Source organism: Arthrobacter wenxiniae (assembly GCF_013376105.1).
GTDB classification, from domain to species: Bacteria; Actinomycetota; Actinomycetes; order Actinomycetales; family Micrococcaceae; genus Specibacter; species Specibacter wenxiniae.
Window position 1 is genome coordinate 34,495 of the sequence record NZ_JAAMFM010000002.1, and the last position, 16,378, is coordinate 50,872.

Annotated in this window: 13 protein-coding genes; 6 read left to right on the forward strand and 7 right to left on the reverse strand. The window is 65.7% G+C overall.

All coding sequences use genetic code 11. From position 1 onward, the window contains the following. Positions 1-164: 164 nt before the first annotated feature. Positions 165-962, reverse strand: coding sequence for a nitrilase-related carbon-nitrogen hydrolase (locus G6034_RS01900; protein WP_176633413.1), 798 nt, complete (start codon positions 960-962; stop codon positions 165-167). 188 nt (positions 963-1,150) lie between these two features. Between G6034_RS01900 and G6034_RS01905 the strand changes: the two genes are divergently transcribed. The 6 genes from G6034_RS01905 to G6034_RS01930 all read left to right on the forward strand — a co-directional run bounded on the left by G6034_RS01905 (position 1,151) and on the right by G6034_RS01930 (position 8,348). Then, positions 1,151-1,669, forward strand: a complete 519-nt coding sequence (locus tag G6034_RS01905) for a gamma carbonic anhydrase family protein (RefSeq protein ID WP_176633414.1) — start codon at positions 1,151-1,153, stop codon at positions 1,667-1,669. 96 nt (positions 1,670-1,765) lie between these two features. Further along, positions 1,766-2,971, forward strand: a complete 1,206-nt coding sequence (locus G6034_RS01910; RefSeq protein WP_176633415.1) for an ROK family transcriptional regulator — start codon at positions 1,766-1,768, stop codon at positions 2,969-2,971. 155 nt (positions 2,972-3,126) lie between these two features. Further along, entirely contained in the window at positions 3,127-4,671 is a 1,545-nt protein-coding gene (gene mmsA, locus G6034_RS01915) for a multiple monosaccharide ABC transporter ATP-binding protein (protein ID WP_176633416.1), read from the forward strand. Positions 4,672-4,697: 26 nt separating this feature from the next. Continuing rightward, entirely contained in the window at positions 4,698-5,966 is a 1,269-nt protein-coding gene (gene mmsB, locus G6034_RS01920) for a multiple monosaccharide ABC transporter permease (protein ID WP_176633417.1), read from the forward strand. Between the two features lie 51 nt (positions 5,967-6,017). Continuing rightward, positions 6,018-7,115: a substrate-binding domain-containing protein gene (locus G6034_RS01925; RefSeq protein ID WP_176633418.1), complete on the forward strand. Its 1,098-nt coding sequence runs from the start codon at positions 6,018-6,020 to the stop codon at positions 7,113-7,115. Between the two features lie 135 nt (positions 7,116-7,250). Further along, positions 7,251-8,348, forward strand: a complete 1,098-nt coding sequence (locus G6034_RS01930) for a Gfo/Idh/MocA family protein (RefSeq protein ID WP_176633419.1) — start codon at positions 7,251-7,253, stop codon at positions 8,346-8,348. A gap of 220 nt (positions 8,349-8,568) precedes the next feature. Here the strand turns inward: G6034_RS01930 and G6034_RS01935 are convergent, their stop codons facing one another. The 6 genes from G6034_RS01935 to G6034_RS01960 all read right to left on the reverse strand — a co-directional run bounded on the left by G6034_RS01935 (position 8,569) and on the right by G6034_RS01960 (position 16,267). Continuing rightward, a complete protein-coding gene (locus tag G6034_RS01935; RefSeq protein WP_176633420.1) occupies positions 8,569-9,282 on the reverse strand; it encodes an ABC transporter ATP-binding protein in 714 nt (237 codons plus the stop codon). Next, a complete protein-coding gene (locus tag G6034_RS01940; RefSeq protein WP_176633421.1) occupies positions 9,269-10,150 on the reverse strand; it encodes an ABC transporter ATP-binding protein in 882 nt (293 codons plus the stop codon). The genes G6034_RS01935 and G6034_RS01940 overlap by 14 nt, the downstream gene beginning before the upstream one ends. Continuing rightward, complete coding sequence (locus G6034_RS01945; protein WP_176633422.1) at positions 10,147-11,364, reverse strand: branched-chain amino acid ABC transporter permease; 1,218 nt, start codon at positions 11,362-11,364, stop codon at positions 10,147-10,149. The genes G6034_RS01940 and G6034_RS01945 overlap by 4 nt, the downstream gene beginning before the upstream one ends. Further along, a complete protein-coding gene (locus tag G6034_RS01950) occupies positions 11,361-12,380 on the reverse strand; it encodes a branched-chain amino acid ABC transporter permease (protein ID WP_176633423.1) in 1,020 nt (339 codons plus the stop codon). Before G6034_RS01950 ends, G6034_RS01945 begins: the two co-directional genes overlap by 4 nt. Positions 12,381-12,512: 132 nt before the next feature. After that, complete coding sequence (locus G6034_RS01955) at positions 12,513-13,745, reverse strand: branched-chain amino acid ABC transporter substrate-binding protein (protein WP_176633424.1); 1,233 nt, start codon at positions 13,743-13,745, stop codon at positions 12,513-12,515. Positions 13,746-14,047: 302 nt separating this feature from the next. After that, entirely contained in the window at positions 14,048-16,267 is a 2,220-nt protein-coding gene (locus tag G6034_RS01960; protein WP_176633425.1) for an NADP-dependent isocitrate dehydrogenase, read from the reverse strand. Positions 16,268-16,378 lie beyond the last annotated feature (111 nt).

Consider the following 16,378-nt stretch of genomic DNA (forward strand, 5'->3'; position numbering starts at 1 on the left):
GAGCGCGTCGAGACCCCGTGGATGGCGGCCCACCGGACCCCGGTGGTCGAGCAGCGAGCCCCGCGAGCGCGTCGAGACCCCGCGGGTGGCGGCCCCCGGACCCCGATGGTGCAGCCAATGCGGGCTTGAGGTGCCCCGGGCCCGGGACAACCGGGCCACCGCACCTACCCGCCCTCCCAGTCCCGGTAGAGCTCCGGGCGGCGCTCGGCCAGGTAGGGGACCTCGGCGCGGCTGGCCCGGATGGTGTCCGCGTCCAGCCGGGCGTAGAGCAGCTCCGGCCCCGGGCCCGCCGTGGCGAGAAGGGCGCCGTCGGGTCCGGCGATGACGCTGCCGCCGCCAAAGGCCACGCCGGACTCGGTGCCGCAATGGTTCGCGTAGCCGATCGCCACGTGGTTTTCCAGCGCCCGCGCGCGCAGGATCAGCTGCGGGACCTCGTCGAAGCCGTGCGCCAGGGCGGTGGGGACCAGCACCACCTCTGCCCCACGCACGGCCGCGGCGCGCACCGTTTCCGGAAATTCCACGTCGTAGCAAATCACCAGGGAGATGGCCAGGCCCTTGAACTGCACGATGCCGGGGGGCCGGGTTGCGCCGGTAAAGGCCTTGCGCTCGTCGGGGCCAAAGAGGTGCACCTTGGCATAGCTGAGCAGCTCGGCGCCCTCCGCGTCGAGAAGGGTGGCTGAAATGTTCAGCCCGGCGCCGCCATCGAGCATGGGGAGGCTGTAGACCAGGCCGATTCCGCAACTGCGGGCAAGGGCCGCCAGCGCCTCCCTGATGCCGGGCAGCCGCGCAGCGTCAAACTCGGCCCCGATGCGCAGGGGGTCATATCCGAGGGGGAACAGTTCCGGCGTCAGGAGCACGTCCGCGCCCGCCTCCGCGGCCTCGCGGGCGGCCCTGCGGATGGTCTCCAGATTGGCCGCCACGTCCAGCGGCGCGGCATTGGCCTGCAGCAGTGCCAGCAGCATTCTGGCCCCTCCCTTTCCATGGCTTTGCTCCACAGTAGCGCCGCCCGGGCCGGTGCCGCTGAGCCAAAACCACCCCAGGGGGCAGAATTTGGGATGATTTACCCGTTGCCCTGGTCCCCGTCGGGCAGCCGTTGGGTAGCATCGGCACTACCGGTCACTTTCACAACCCGCACTGAATTGGAGCCCCCATGAACCAGCTGGTCCCCTTCGACGGACACACGCCGTCTGTCCATGAATCCGCCTTCGTGGCGCCCTCCGCCACGATCATTGGCGACGCCTCGCTGGGCGCCGGTTCCAGCGCCTTTTACGGCGTGGTGGTGCGCGGGGACACCGCCACCATCACCGTCGGCGCAGGGTCCAACCTGCAGGACAACGTGGTGCTGCACGCCGACAAGGGCTTCCCCACCACCATTGGCGACGGCGTCAGCGTGGGCCACGGCGCTGTGGTGCATGGCTGCACCGTGGAGGACGACTGCCTGATCGGCATGGGCGCCACCGTGATGAACGGGGCCGTCATTGGCGCCGGCTCCCTCGTGGCGGGCGGCGCCGTGGTCCTGGAGGGGGCCGTGATTCCGCCCGGTTCCCTGGCGGCCGGAGTCCCGGCCAAGGTCCGCCGCGAACTGACGGCGGAGGAACTGGAACACGTCAAGGGCAATGCCGCCCATTACGTGGAACTGGCGCGCAGGCACAAGGCCATCCACGGCTGACGGCCGAGCCGTCTTGATGGAATGCGCTTAACACAAACGTCGCACGGTGCGTTAAGTTCTTGACGTCAAGGCGTGACATGGGGCACGCTTGTGCTTATGTTCGACGACGAAGGCAGCACCGGCCGCAGCGACGGGGGCCCCGCCAAGCCAGGATCACAATCGGCCCTGCGCATGCGCAACCAGCTCCGGCTCACCGACCAGCTGCTGCGCGGCGGCCCCGCCACGCAGGCCGAGCTGTCCCGGCTCACCGGGCTGTCCACCGCAACGGTGTCCAACATCGTCAAGAGCATGCAGCAGGCGGGGCTGGTCACCCTGACGGCCACCACCAGCTCCGGGCGCCGCGCGCACTCGGTGCGCTACATCGGCGACAGTTCCATCGCCGCCGGAATAGACTTTGGCCGCAGCCACCTTCGCGTGGTGCTGGCGAACAGGTCGTACCAGGTGGTGGCCGAACGCCAGATCCCGCTGCCGCTCGGCCACGACGCCACGGCGGGCATTGCCGCCGCGACCCAATTGCTGGAGGAATTGCTCGCGGAAAAGGGAATTGCACGCTCCATGCTGATGGGCGCCGGCGCCGGCATCCCCGGTCCCATCGACCGGCGGACGGGCAAGGTCATCCAGGGTGCCATCCTGCCCGAGTGGGTCGGCATCAACCTGCACGAACGCCTCAAGTCGGCCCTGGACCTGCCCGTGTTCATTGAGAACGACGCCAATCTCGGTGCCCTGGCACAGATTACCTGGGGCGCCTACGCCGCGGTGCCCAATCTGGTCTTTGTCAAGATCGGCACGGGCATCGGCGCGGGCCTGATCGTGAACGGGGACCTGTATTCCGGCAGCATCGGCGTCACGGGGGAAATCGGCCACCTCACCATCAACGAGTCCGGGCTGATCTGCCGCTGCGGGAACCGCGGCTGCCTGGAAACCATCGCCTCCACGGCCACCATGATCCAGCTCCTGAGCCGCGGCCGGGACCACCCGGTCGACGCCGAGGACATCGTCGGCCACGCCAAGTCCGGCGACTCCACCACCCTGCGGGTGCTCGAGGACGCCGGGACGGCCGTGGGGCGCGCACTCGCCAACATCTCCAACCTCATGAGCCCCGACGTCATCGTGATCGGCGGCCCGCTCGCATCGCTGGGCGAGCTTTTGCTCGCACCCATCCGGCGGGGCCTGCTGCGCCATGCCGTGCCGGTGGTAGGGGAAAACACCACCCTGGCGACGTCGTCCCTGGGGCCGCGCTCGGAGGCCCTCGGGGCGGTGTCGCTGGTCTTCCAGCACGGCCCTTCACTGCACAACATGTAAAACCGTTACCATCCCGTTGCGTTAAAAGGTTGACGACAAGACGCCGACCGGGTTGAATCTCCTAAGTACCATTTTTTTGATGTACTGCGTCACACCACCTCCCCGGCGGCCGCGGCGCAATGACAAAGACGTCCGTCTTGGAAAGCGATACGCACATGCCGACCGCAAACCCCATCATTCTTCAGATGCGATCCATCACCAAGGAATTCCCCGGCGTCAAGGCCCTCTCCGATGTTTCCATCACCGTGCGCGCCAGCGAGATCCACTCCATCTGCGGCGAGAACGGCGCCGGCAAGTCAACGCTCATGAAGGTCCTCTCCGGCGTCTACCCATACGGCAGCTATGACGGCGAGATAGTCTTCCAGAACGAGGTCTGCGAGTTCAAGGACATCCGCGCCAGCGAACACGCCGGGATCGTGATCATCCACCAGGAACTGGCCCTGATCCCCGAGCTGTCCATCACCGAGAACATCTTCCTCGGCAACGAGCCCACCAGGTTCGGCATCATCAACTGGACCGAGGCCCGTCTGCGGACCCTGGAGCTCATGGCCCGGGTCGGTCTGAGCGAGGATCCCGACACCCCCGTCAAGGAGATCGGCGTCGGCAAGCAGCAGCTCGTGGAAATCGCGAAGGCCCTGAACAAGTCGGTCAAGCTGCTCATCCTCGACGAGCCCACCGCTGCACTGAACGAATCGGATTCCCAGCACCTCCTGGACCTGATCCGCGGCCTGAAGGGGAAGGGCATCAGCTGCATCATGATCTCCCACAAGCTCAACGAGATCGAGCAGGTCTCCGACTCCATCACCATCATCCGCGACGGCAAGACCATTGAGACCCTGGACGTCCAGGCCGACGGCGTCGACGAGGACCGCATCATCAAGGGCATGGTGGGCAGGACCCTGGGAGCCCGCTTCCCGGAGCACACGCCCAAAATCGGTGAAGTGTTCTTCGAGGTCAAGAACTGGACGGTGGGCCACCCCCAAATCGCGGACAGGCTGGTCTGCAAGAACTCCAGCTTCACTGTCCGCCGCGGCGAGATCGTGGGATTCGCCGGGTTGATGGGTGCCGGCCGCACCGAGCTGGCCCGCTCCATCTTCGGGCGCTCCTACGGCAACTACATGTCCGGGCAGATCATCAAGGACGGCAAGGAAATCACGCTCCGCAACGTCCCCGAGGCCATCAAGCACGGCCTGGGCTACGTCACCGAAGACCGCAAGACGCTTGGCCTGAACCTGCTCGACGACATCAAGACCACCACCGTCTCCGCCAACCTCGACGCCATCTCCAAGCACACCGTCGTCGACCTGGGCAAGGAATACGCGGTGGCTGAACGGTACCGCAAGCAGCTGCGCACCAAGACCCCCAGCGTCGATGAGGGCGTCTCCAAGCTCTCCGGCGGCAACCAGCAAAAAGTGGTGCTCGCCAAGTGGATGTTCACCGACCCGGACCTGCTCATCCTGGACGAACCCACCCGCGGGATCGACGTCGGCGCCAAGTATGAGATCTACGGAATCATCCAGGCACTGGCCAACCAGGGCAAGGGTGTCATCGTCATTTCCTCCGAACTGCCAGAACTGCTGGGCATCTCCGACCGGATCTACACCATTTTCGAAGGCGCCATCACCGGCGTGCTGAACAAGAACCAGGCCAGCCAGGAATCGTTGATGAAACGCATGACTGCCGCCAAGAAATCTGCCTAGACCAAGGGAAGAAACAGGACCCCACCATGAACGCCATCAAACAGCTCTTCGGCGGCAACACCCGCCAATTCGGGATGATCTTTGCGCTCGTCGCCCTGGTCGTCTTCTTCCAGTTCATGACGGGCGGGGTGATTCTCACCCCGGACAACGTCATCAACCTGGTCAACGGCTACTCCTATATCCTCATCCTGGCCATCGGCATGGTGCTGGTCATCATCGCCGGCCACATCGACCTCTCCGTGGGCTCCGTCGCCGCGTTCGTCGGCATCGTGGTGGCGCTGACCATGCGCGACTGGGGACTGCCCTGGTACATGGGCATCGTCGTCGGACTTGTCCTGGGCGCGCTCATCGGGGCCTGGCAGGGCTTCTTCGTCGCCTACGTCGGCATTCCCGCCTTCATTGTGACCCTCGCCGGCATGCTCCTCTTCCGCGGCGCCAACCAGTACTTCGGCAAGTCGCTCACCGTCCCCGTCTCCACGGACTTCCAATTCATCGGCGCCGGCTACCTGCCCGAAATCGGTCCGGACACCGGCTACAACAACTTGACCCTGCTCGTCGGCTTCATCGTCGTCGCCGCCCTCATCTGGGGCGAGCTGCGCGGGCGCCGCAAGGCCGTGGCCCTCGGCGTCGACGTCAAGCCCCTCTGGGTGACCCTCGTCAAGCTCGCCGTCCTCTGCGCCGTGGTCCTATACGTCACCTACCTCTTCGCCACCGGCCGGCCCGGCACGTCCTTCCCCGTCCCCGGCATCATCCTCGGCTTCCTGGTGCTCGGCTACGGCTTCATCTCCGCCCGCACCACCATCGGACGCCACGTCTACGCCGTCGGCGGCAACCGCCACGCCGCAGCCCTCTCCGGTGTCAAGAGCAAGCGCACCGACTTCCTCGTCATCCTCAACATGGCCGTCCTGGCCGGCCTCGCAGGCATGATCTTCGTCGCCCGTTCCAACGCGTCCGGCCCGTCCGACGGCGTGGGCTGGGAACTGGACGCCATCGCCGCCGTCTTCATTGGCGGCGCGGCCGTCACCGGTGGCGTGGGCACCGTGGTGGGTTCCATGATCGGCGGCCTGGTCATGGCGGTGCTGAACAACGGGCTCTACCTCATGGGCGTCGGCTCGGACATGTCCCAGATCATCAAGGGCCTGGTCCTGCTCGCGGCCGTGGTCTTCGACGTCTACAACAAGTCCCAGGGCAAGGCGTCCTTCATCGGCCTGATGATGAAACGGCTCGGGGGCCGGGACAACCCTGACCTGGCCGTGGCCGAACCCCTCAAGGACGCCATCAAGGTCGAATCCTAAAAACTTCCTTCAGAGCATCACCTCACGAAACCCAACAGAAAGCGAACACCCATGTTCAAGCTCAACAAGACCGCCAAGTCCGTGGCGGTTGTCCTGGCGGTCTCCGCCCTGGCGCTCACGGGTTGCGGCCGCTCCGAATCGCCGGCGGCCTCCTCCAGCGGCGCGGGCGGCTTCGCGGCGGGCTCCCTGATCGGCGTCGCACTTCCGCAGAAGACCAGTGAAAACTGGGTGCTGGCCGAGAAGCTCTTCAACGACGGGCTGACCCAGGCCGGCTTCAAGGGCGACGTCCAGTTTGCCAACAACGGTGTTGCCGAGCAGCAGAACCAGATCAGCGCCATGGTCACCAAGGGCGCGAAGGTCATCATCGTCGGCGCCATCGACGGCGGCCAGCTCGGCACGCAGCTCAAGCAGGCCAAGGACGCCGGCGCCACCGTCATTGCCTACGACCGCCTGCTGCTGAACACCCCCAACGTCGACTACTACGTGGCCTACGACAACTTCAAGGTCGGCGAGCTGCAGGGGCAGGCCCTGCTGGACGGCATGAAGGCGAAGAAGCCGACCGGCCCGTACAACATCGAGCTCTTTGCCGGCTCCCCCGACGACGCCAACGCCAAGGTCTTCTTTGACGGCGCCATGAAGATCCTCCAGCCGAAGATCGACGACGGCACGCTGAAGGTGGTCTCCGGCCAGAAGACGTTCGAACAGGCCGTGACCCAGGGCTGGAAGGCCGAGAACGCGCAGAAGCGCATGGACTCGCTCCTGGTCGGCAGCTACGGCTCCGCCGCCCTGGACGGCGTGCTGTCCCCGAACGACACCCTGGCCCGCGCCATCATCACGTCCGTGAAGGCCGCCGGCAAGCCCGTCCCGATTGTCACCGGCCAGGATTCCGAGGTTGAATCCGTCAAGTCCATCATGGCCGGGGAGCAGTACTCCACGATCAACAAGGACACCACCGCGCTGGTCAACCACGCCATCGAGATGGTCAAGGGCCTGCAGAAGGGGACCAAGCCGGAGATCAACGACCCGACCTCCTACAACAACGGCACCAAGGTTGTCCCGGCGTTCCTGCTCGTTCCCAAGATCGTCACCAAGGCCAACGCCGCCGAGCAGTACGCGAACGACAAGGTCCTGGGCCCGCTGACCAAGTAGCCCAAGGACAGGGCCCCCGGGTCTCGACGGGCTCGACCACCGCTGGTCGGGCCCGTCGGGATCCGGGGGCCCTTGTCATGTCCGGTGGTTGGGCCTGTCGAAACCCCGCGGCGCCATTGCTGGCAGAATGGCGCCATGACCATTCCCCGTTTTGTCGGCCGGCCCGACTGGTACACCACCTTCAACCCCGAGACCCTCTCCGCCACGGGCACCCCCCTGCGCTGGGGCGTGGTGGCGACCGGCGGCATCGCCACGACCGTCACGGGCGACCTGGCCCTGCTGGAGGATGCCGTGCTGCAGGCGGTCAGCTCGCGCAGCGAGGCCGGCGCGGCGGCCTTCGCGGAAAAGTTCGGCTTCGCCACCCGCTATTACGACGGCGGACGCGACGGCCTGGGTGGCCCGGGCCATCTCCAGCTGGTGCAGGATCCGGACGTGGACGTGGTGTACGTCGCCACGCCGCACGCCCAGCACTACGACATTGCCAGGGCGGCGCTGGAAAACGGCAAGCACGTGCTGTGCGAGAAGTCCCTGACCATCACGGCCGCGGAAGCCCGCTCGCTGATTGAACTGGCCCGGGCACGGAACCTGTTCCTCATGGAGGCGATCTGGGCGCGTTTTGTGCCGGGCTTCCAGCGGGCGCTGGAAATTGTCGAGTCCGGGGAGATCGGCGAGGTCAAGTGGGTGCGCGCGGACCTCGGCTTCCCGGCGCCGCCCGATGACACCGCCCGCATCTGGGCCCCGTCCGACGGCGGCGGAGCCCTGCTGGACATCACCGTCTACCCGCTGCTGTGGGCGTGGGCGACCTTGGGAAAGCCGGCCTCCGTGTCGGCCACGGGCGAGCTCACAGCCCTGGGCGTGGACGCGCAGAATTCACTCGCCCTGGGCTACCCCAACGGCGCGCAGGCGCAGCTGATGAGCTACCTTGGCGCGCAGGGTCCGCGGACGGCCTCCGTGGCCGGGACCAGGGGCTTCCTCGAGACGGTGGGATCGGTCAACAACCCCAAGGCGCTGCGCGTCTCCGTGGGCTGGGATTCCGAACGCATGGAATCGTTTGAGCACCCCGGCCGGGGCTACACCTACCAGCTGCGCGAGGTGACCCGCTGCATCCAGGCCGGGCTGACCGAGAGCGCCACGATGCCGCTGGACGATTCCCTGGCCATCATGGAGCTCTTCGACGAGGCCCGCCGCCAGCTGGGCGTGACGTACCCGAACGATTCCCGCACGGACCTCTAGCGAACACGGCGCTGGCGGTGGCGGACCGGCATTTTTCCGTCGACTATCCGACCGACGGCCGCGGGCGGCCTTACGGTCTCCTTTACGTCGACTACAAAAAACGCCGGCCCCGCCACCGCCAGGGGCCCACAAACGCGAGGGATTTGCCGTGAGCGGAGCGGAATTGGGGGCTGGCGGCGCGGTGCGGGCACCAGCCCCCAATTCCGTGCAGCTCAGCGCACTAGCCGACGCCCAGGTAGGCTTCCTTGATGGCCGGGTTGGCCAGCAGCTCCTTGCCGGTGCCGCTGTGCGTGATCTCCCCCGTCTCCAGGACAAAGGCACGGTGCGCGCGGGCCAGCGCCTGGTTGGCGTTCTGCTCCACGAGCAGCACCGTGGTCCCCTGCGTGTTGATCTCGGTGACGATCTTGAAGATCTGCCGGATGAACTGCGGGGCCAACCCCATGGAAGGCTCGTCCAGCAACAGCAGCTTGGGGCGGGACATGAGGGCACGGCCGATGGCGAGCATCTGCTGCTCCCCGCCGCTCATGGTGCCGCCGTACTGCTTTTGGCGTTCCTGCAGCCGCGGGAACAGCGTGAACACGCGCTCCAGGTCGTCCTTCACGCCCGTGCGGTCCTTGCGGCCGAAGGTGCCCATGTCAAGGTTTTCCAGGACCGTCATGGCCGGGAAGATCCCTCGTCCCTCGGGTGCCTGGGAGATCCCCTGCACCACCCGGATGTGGGCCTTCATCTTGGTGATGTCCTCCCCCATGAACGAGATGATCCCGCCGGTGGGGTTCAGCAGGCCCGAAATGGTCTTCATGGTGGTGGTCTTGCCGGCGCCGTTGGCGCCAATCAGGGAAACAATCTCCCCTTCCTCCACCGTGAAGGACATCTCCTTGATGGCCTGGATCCGCCCGTAGTGGACGGAAATGTTTTTTAGCTCAAGCAAAGTCATCTTCGGGCTCCCCCAGATAAGCGGAAACGACCTTGGGGTCTTCCCTGATCACTGATGGCACGTCGTCGGCAATTTTCTTCCCGAACTCCAGCACCACAATCCGGTCGGTCACCCCCATGACCAGTTTCATGTCGTGCTCAATCAGCAGCACGGTGTAGCCGTCGTCGCGGATGGTCCGGATGAGCTGCATGAGCTCTTCCTTTTCCGCGGGGTTGAAGCCTGCCGCGGGCTCGTCCAGGCACAGGACCTTCGGGTCCGTGGCCAGGGCGCGGGCAATTTCCAGGCGTCGCTGGCTGCCGTAGGGCAGGTGGCGGGACAACGTGGCAGCCTGGTCGGCGATGCCCACAAACTCCAGGAGGGCCATCCCGCGCTCAATGGATGACTTTTCCTCCCGGATGTGCCGCGGCAGGCGCAGCAGTGCCCCGATCACGGACGTCTTGTGCCGGGCGTCCAGGCCCACCACCACGTTTTCCAGTGCCGTCATCTCGCCAAAGAGGCGGATGTTCTGGAAGGTGCGGGCCAGGCCGGCGCGGGTGATCTTGTGCTGCTTGACCCCGTTGAGCACCCGCCCCTCCAACAGCACCTGGCCGCCGGTGGGCTTGTACACCCCGGTCATGGCGTTGAAGCAGGTGGTCTTGCCGGCGCCGTTCGGGCCGATCAGTCCCAGGATCTCTCCGCGCTTGATGGTGAAGCTGATGTTGTCCAGCGCCAGCAGGCCGCCAAACTTCATGGTCAGGTTTTTCACCTCGACCAGGTCGTCACCGACCTTGACGGCGATGTCGCGTTCCGCGGCCGCAGCCTCTGCCACGTCCGTGTCCACGCCGGGGATGCCGGCATGGCGTCCCGTTTCTTCAGTCGACTCAGTCATGATGCGGCCTCCGTCCCGGGCTCGGCCTTGGTCTTGGCGGCCTTGGCGTCGGCGCCGGCCCTCACCGCGGCGTACGCGTTCCTGCCATAGGCCAGCAGCTGTTGCCGCGCGGCCAGCAGTCCGTGGGCGCGGTAGATCATGATCAGCACCAGCGCCAAACCAAAGATCAGGTACTTGTAGTCGGCGATCGCCGTGAACCGCAAGGGGATGTACGCCACGAGGGCACCACCCAGGATGGCGCCCACCTTGTTGCCTGCACCGCCCAGCACGACGGCGGCGACGAACAGCACGGAGGTGACGACGTCGAACTTCTGGTTGTTGACGAAGCCGACCTGACCGGACATCAGCGCACCGGACAATCCGCCGACGCCGGCGCCGATCGCGAAGGCCCACACCTTGTACTTGAAGGTGGGGACGCCCATGGTCTCCGCGGCGTCCTCGTCCTCGCGGATGGCGATCCAATTGCGGCCCACGCGGCTGCGTTCCAGGTTGCCGGCGAGCAGCAGCACGATGATCAAGATCGTCAGAGTGAGCCAGTACCACGGTGTGCCGTTGGAGTTGGCGAAGATTGGCACGCCGCTGGCATCGGTTCCCGGCGGGTGGCCCACGTTTTGAAAGCCGACCTGGCCCTTCATGGCCGGGATGATGGTGGCGAGAATGCGGACGATCTCACCGAATCCGAGGGTGACGATGGCCAGGTAGTCCCCCCGCAGGCGCAGGGTCGGCACGCCGAGCAGCACGCCGAAGAACATGGTCACGGCCATGGCCACGGGAATGGTCCACAGGTACGGGATCTTCAGGAAGGTGGAGTCGGAACTGGTCAGCATCGCCGTCACATAGGACCCGACGGCAAAGAAGGCGATGTAGCCCAGATCCAGGAGGCCGGCGTAGCCGATCACAATATTCAGCCCCACTGCCACGAGCGCCCAGACGGCCATGGTCTGGCAGGCCAGGGCAAAGTCGTTGCCGGGTTCGGTGGAAATCAGCGGCGGATTGATGATGGGCAGCAGGTACGCCAGGATCACCACAATGATCAGGAACGCCCATTGCTTCTGCCGCGGAAGTGCCTGCCACTTCTCACCGAGTCCGCCAAACCAGCCCCGGCGCACCGCGGCGGCACTGGAGCCGGGCGGGGTTCCGACCGCCTCGCGGTTCTCCGCCGCCTGGTCCCCCTTCGCCGTGTGAAGGGGTGTTGGCCCGTCTACCATGCTCATGCCTTGCTCCTTCCCAGCGAGGTGCCCAGGATGCCCTCTGGCCGCAACAGCAGCACGAGCACCAGGACCACAAACGCCACGACGTCGGTCCACTGGGAGTTGCCCAGCAGGATTTGTCCGTAATTGCCAATCAGTCCGAGCAGCAGGCCGCCGAGCAGGGCCCCGCGGACGTTGCCGATGCCGCCAAGGACGGCTGCGGCAAAGGCCTTGATGCCCAGGATGAATCCACCGTTGTACTGCACACCGGAGGGGATCTTCATGACGTAGAACAACGCGGCCGCGCCGGCAAGGATGCCGCCGATCACGAACGTGGTGATGATGATCTTTTCCTTGTTGACACCCATCAGTGTGGCGGTGTCCGGGTCCTGCGCCACGGCGCGGATGCCGCGGCCGGTGCGGGACTTGCTGATGAAGCGTTCCGTGATGACCATCATGATGACCGCCGCGATGACAATGATCAACTGCTGGTCGTAGATGAAGGTGCCGAAGACCTCGAAGATGGGCCGCGACTTGAACATGGTCAGCGCCGGCTCCGGGTTGGGTCCGCGGACAAGGAAGATCGTGTACTGGATGGTGAACGAGGCGCCGATGGCCGTGATCAGAAAGACCAGGCGGGGCGCGTTGCGTTTGCGCAGCGGTTTATAGGCCAGCCGCTCCAGCAGGAACGCCGTGAGCGCGGAGGCACAAATGGCCACGACGAGCGCCAGCAGCAGGTTGACGATGATCGAGCCGACGGACAGATTCGGTGCGGACGGGCCGAAGCCCAGGAAGCTGAGCGTGAAGAACACGCCGTAGCAGCCCATGATGAACACTTCGGAGTGCGCGAAGTTGATGAGGTTCAGCACGCCGTAGACGAGTGTGTAGCCCAGGGCCACCAGGGCGTAAATGGAGCCGAAGGTCAGGCCGTCGAAGGTGGCGGACCAGAAGTTCTGCATCAGCGACGGGATATCGAAGGTGATCCAGGAGCTGTCGTCTGCCGAGGCTGCGGGCAGGAGCGTTAGTAAGGTGGGAATCATGCGGACATCCTGATCTTGGCAGCGCCCTTGGCATCGGATGGGCCGGGCTCTGCCGGTAGAGCGAACGGGATAGGGCGGCACGCAAAGGCTGTGGGCCGGAGGTCCCCCGTCCCACAGCCATGTGCGCTTGGATTACTCGCCGATGGCGCCGATCGGAACGATCTTACCGTTCTCAACCTTGTAGCCGTAGACGGTCGGGGCCTGAAGCTCGCCCTTGTCGTTCCACTTGTAGTGCTTGCTCAGTCCGTCCTTGTCATAGCCCTTGACCCAGGTGAGGAGCTTGGACCGGTCCTGGTTGCCGGCGTCAATGCCCGCGAGCAGCACGGTGGCGGCGTCGTAACCCTCAATGGAGTACGTGCCGGGTTCCGCGTTGTTCAGGGCCTTGTAGGCGGATTCAAACGTCGGGATCAGCTCGCCCGGGATGCAGGGGCAGGTGAAGAACGCGTTGGCCGAGGCATCGCCGGCCTGCTTGATGAACTGGTCGTCCTTGAGACCGTCCGGGCCGATGAAGGTTCCGGTGTAGCCCTTGGCGACCAGCTGCTGGTCGAACGGCGCGCCCTCGGCGTAGTAGCCGGAGTAGAACACCGCGTCCGCCTTGGCGTTCATGATCTTGGAGATCGTGGCCGAGAAGTCCTTCTGGCCCGTGGTGACCTTGTCGGTCCCGATGAGGGCCGCACCCAGGCCGTCGGAGGTTGTCTTGCCCAGGCCGATGCCGTAATCGGAATCATCCTGGACGAGGTAGACCTTCTTGGCACCGAGCTTGCCGGTGATGAACTTCGCGGCCGCCGGGCCCTGCACCGCGTCGTTGCCCAGTCCGCGGAAGAAGGTGGTCCAGCCGTTGTCCGTCAGCGTCGGGTTCGTGGCCGCCGGGGTGATGTGGACCAGCTTCTGCTGCTCGAAGATGTTGCCGGTTGCCTTGGACTCGCCGGAGAACGGCAGGCCCACGACGCCGATGATGTTGGCTTCCTTCGTGGCCTGGGTGACGGGGCCGGTGGCCTTGTTCGGGTCGCCTTCCGTGTCAAACTTCTTGAACTGGACCTGGCAGTTGGCATTGGACTTGTTGTGCTGGTTGATGGCCAGCTGGATGCCGTTGAAGATGTTGATTCCGAGCTGGGCATTGGCGCCGGTCTCGGCCCCGATGTACGCCAGCGTGGTGGTCGACGGGCAGGTGGCCTTGCCGTCGCCTGCGGGGAGCACCGCATCCTTAGGCGTTTCGATCGAGGTCAGCGCCGGGATATTGACTTTGGATGAGCCTCCCCCGGCACTTCCGCTGCTCTCAGGGGCTGCCTGATTCGCACAACCTGCCATGAGCATGCCAAGCGTGGCGGCAGCAGCCAGCGTGGTCATCACTTTCTTACGGTACATAGATTCGCCTTCCGGACTATGTCGCAAAGGCCCGGCGGACGTCGTCGTCCCCGGGTTTCCCTGCTCTTCACGAGATCTGACACTACCCTCCCAAATGTGGCGCCGGACACGTTTAGCGTAAAGATCTGGTAACAGATGCATTTTTGCGCCGAACGGCACGACGGCGGGGCCCGGGGACAATAAAAAGCCCGCCTCCTGTGGAGGCGGGCTTTTATTGTTGCCGGTGTCGGGGGCGACCCTGGATCTCGACACGCCCGATCACCGGACAGGCGCGACCGCCGGACGTTGCCCGACGACCGCTGTCAGCCGAGCGCGTCGATGGCCTTGTTCAGCGTCGCGGAGGGGCGCATGATGGCGGCCACCTTGGCCGCATCGGTGCGGTAGTAGCCGCCCAGGTCCACCGGGGCGCCCTGCACGGCGAGCAGTTCGGAGATAATGGCCTCCTCGTTGTCCGCCAGGAACGCTGCGACGGGCGCAAAGTCCGCCGCCAGGCCGGCGTCGGACGTTTGGCCGGCCAGTTCCCGGGCCCAGAACTTGGCCAGGTGGAAGTGGCTGCCCCGGTTGTCGATCTCGCCGACCTTGCGCTTGGGTGACTTGTTCTCCAACAGGAACGTGCCGGTGGCGCGGTCCAGGGTGTCGGCCAGGATCTGCGCGCGGGCGTTGCCCTTGGAGACGGCCAGGTGCTCGAAGCTGACGGCCAGGGCCAGGAATTCGCCCAGGCTGTCCCAGCGCAGGTGGTTTTCCTTCACGAGCTGCTGCATGTGCTTCGGGGCGGAGCCGCCGGCACCGGTCTCGAAGAGCCCGCCGCCTGCGATCAGCGGCACGATGGAGAGCATCTTGGCGCTGGTGCCCAGCTCCAGGATCGGGAACAGGTCGGTCAGGTAGTCGCGCAGCACGTTGCCGGTGACGGAGATGGTGTCCTCGCCCCGGCGGATGCGCTCCAGCGTGAACGCGGTGGCCTCCTCCGGGGACAGGATGCGGATGTCCAGGCCCTCGGTGTCGTGCTCCTTGAGGTACTCGTTGACCTTCTTGATGAGGTTGGCGTCGTGGGCGCGGGTCGGATCCAGCCAGAACACGGCCGGCATCGCCGAGGCGCGGGCGCGCGTGACGGCCAGCTTGACCCAGTCGCGCACCGGGATGTCCTTGACCTGGCAGGCGCGCCAGATGTCCCCCGGCGCAACCTCGTGGGAGATGAGGACGTCGCCGGCGGTGTTCACGATCTGGACGGTGCCGGCCTCGTCGAGGACAAACGTCTTGTCGTGGCTGCCGTATTCCTCGGCGGCCTGGGCCATGAGGCCCACGTTCGGGACGGTGCCCATCGTGGTGGGGTCGAAGGCTCCGTGGGCGCGGCAGTCGTCGATGGTCACCTGGTAGACGCCGGCGTAGCTGCTGTCCGGCAGGACGGCGAGGGTGTCGTGTTCGTGGCCGTCGGCGCCCCACATGTGGCCGGAGGTGCGGATCATGGCGGGCATGGAGGCGTCCACGATCACGTCGGAGGGGACGTGCAGGTTGGTGATTCCCTTGTCGGAATCGACCATGGCCAGCGAGGGGCCGTCCTCGTACCCCTTCTGGATGGCTGCCTTGACGCCCTCGCGGACGTCGGCGGGCAGGGCGTCAAGACCGTTGAGGATCGAGGCCAGGCCGTTGGCGGGGCTCAGGCCGGCCTTGGCAAGGGCGTCGCCGTAGCTGGCGAACAGCTCCGGGAAGTACGCCTTGACGACATGGCCGAAGATGACGGGGTCGGAAACCTTCATCATGGTGGCCTTCAGGTGGGCCGAGAGCAGCACGCCCTCCTCCTTGGCGCGGGCCATCTGGGCCGCCAGGAACGTGTCCAGGGCGGCGGCGTTCATGACCGTCCCGTCCACAATCTCATCGGCAAGGACAGGGAAGGAGTCCTTGAGCACCGTGACGGTGCCGTCCCCGGCGACGAACTGGATCTTGACCTTGTCATCGGCGGGGATGACCACGGACTTCTCGTTGTGGCGGAAGTCGCCGGCGTCCATGGTGGCCACGTTGGTCTTGGAATCGGCGGACCAGGCGCCCATGCTGTGCGGGTTGGCCTTGGCGTAGTTCTTGACCGACTGGGGTGCGCGGCGGTCCGAGTTGCCTTCGCGCAGGACCGGGTTCACGGCGCTGCCCTTGATCTTGTCGTAGCGGGCGCGGACGTCCTTTTCCTCATCGGTGGAGGGATCGTCCGGGTAGTCCGGGAGCGCGAAGCCCTGGCCCTGGAGTTCGGCGACGGCGGCCTTCAGCTGCGGGATGGACGCGCTGATGTTCGGCAGCTTGACGATGTTGGCATCAGGGTCCTTGGCCAGTGCGCCAAGTTCGGCCAGGGCATCCTCGACCCGCTGGTCCTCGGGGAGGTAGTCACCGAAGACGGCGATGATGCGCCCGGACAGCGAGATGTCGCGCGTCTCGATGTCCACGCCTGCCTTCGAGGCGAACGCCTGGACGATCGGCAGGAGTGAATAGGTCGCCAGCATGGGCGCTTCGTCGGTGTGGGTGTAGATAATCTTGGCCATGGGTGAGGCGTCTCCTACGAGAATTCAATGGATAGCTGCGCAACTACTTTCTATTTCTTTCCCCTCCAACTTACCCGAACGGGCCGCTTTGGAGCGTATCGGGCAGGGAAG

Excerpts from the sequence above, each read along its gene's own strand:
- mmsB (WP_176633417.1), top strand. The coding sequence starts at position 4,698 with ATGAACGCCATCAAACAGCTCTTCGGCGGCAACACCCGCCAATTCGGG.
- G6034_RS01910 (WP_176633415.1), top strand. The coding sequence starts at position 1,766 with ATGTTCGACGACGAAGGCAGCACCGGCCGCAGCGACGGGGGCCCCGCC.
- G6034_RS01935 (WP_176633420.1), bottom strand. The coding sequence starts at position 9,282 with ATGACTTTGCTTGAGCTAAAAAACATTTCCGTCCACTACGGGCGGATC.
- G6034_RS01900 (WP_176633413.1), bottom strand. The coding sequence starts at position 962 with ATGCTGCTGGCACTGCTGCAGGCCAATGCCGCGCCGCTGGACGTGGCG.
- G6034_RS01925 (WP_176633418.1), top strand. The coding sequence starts at position 6,018 with ATGTTCAAGCTCAACAAGACCGCCAAGTCCGTGGCGGTTGTCCTGGCG.
- G6034_RS01930 (WP_176633419.1), top strand. The coding sequence starts at position 7,251 with ATGACCATTCCCCGTTTTGTCGGCCGGCCCGACTGGTACACCACCTTC.
- G6034_RS01960 (WP_176633425.1), bottom strand. The coding sequence starts at position 16,267 with ATGGCCAAGATTATCTACACCCACACCGACGAAGCGCCCATGCTGGCG.
- G6034_RS01945 (WP_176633422.1), bottom strand. The coding sequence starts at position 11,364 with ATGAGCATGGTAGACGGGCCAACACCCCTTCACACGGCGAAGGGGGAC.
- G6034_RS01905 (WP_176633414.1), top strand. The coding sequence starts at position 1,151 with ATGAACCAGCTGGTCCCCTTCGACGGACACACGCCGTCTGTCCATGAA.
- G6034_RS01950 (WP_176633423.1), bottom strand. The coding sequence starts at position 12,380 with ATGATTCCCACCTTACTAACGCTCCTGCCCGCAGCCTCGGCAGACGAC.
- G6034_RS01955 (WP_176633424.1), bottom strand. The coding sequence starts at position 13,745 with ATGTACCGTAAGAAAGTGATGACCACGCTGGCTGCTGCCGCCACGCTT.
- mmsA (WP_176633416.1), top strand. The coding sequence starts at position 3,127 with ATGCCGACCGCAAACCCCATCATTCTTCAGATGCGATCCATCACCAAG.
- G6034_RS01940 (WP_176633421.1), bottom strand. The coding sequence starts at position 10,150 with ATGACTGAGTCGACTGAAGAAACGGGACGCCATGCCGGCATCCCCGGC.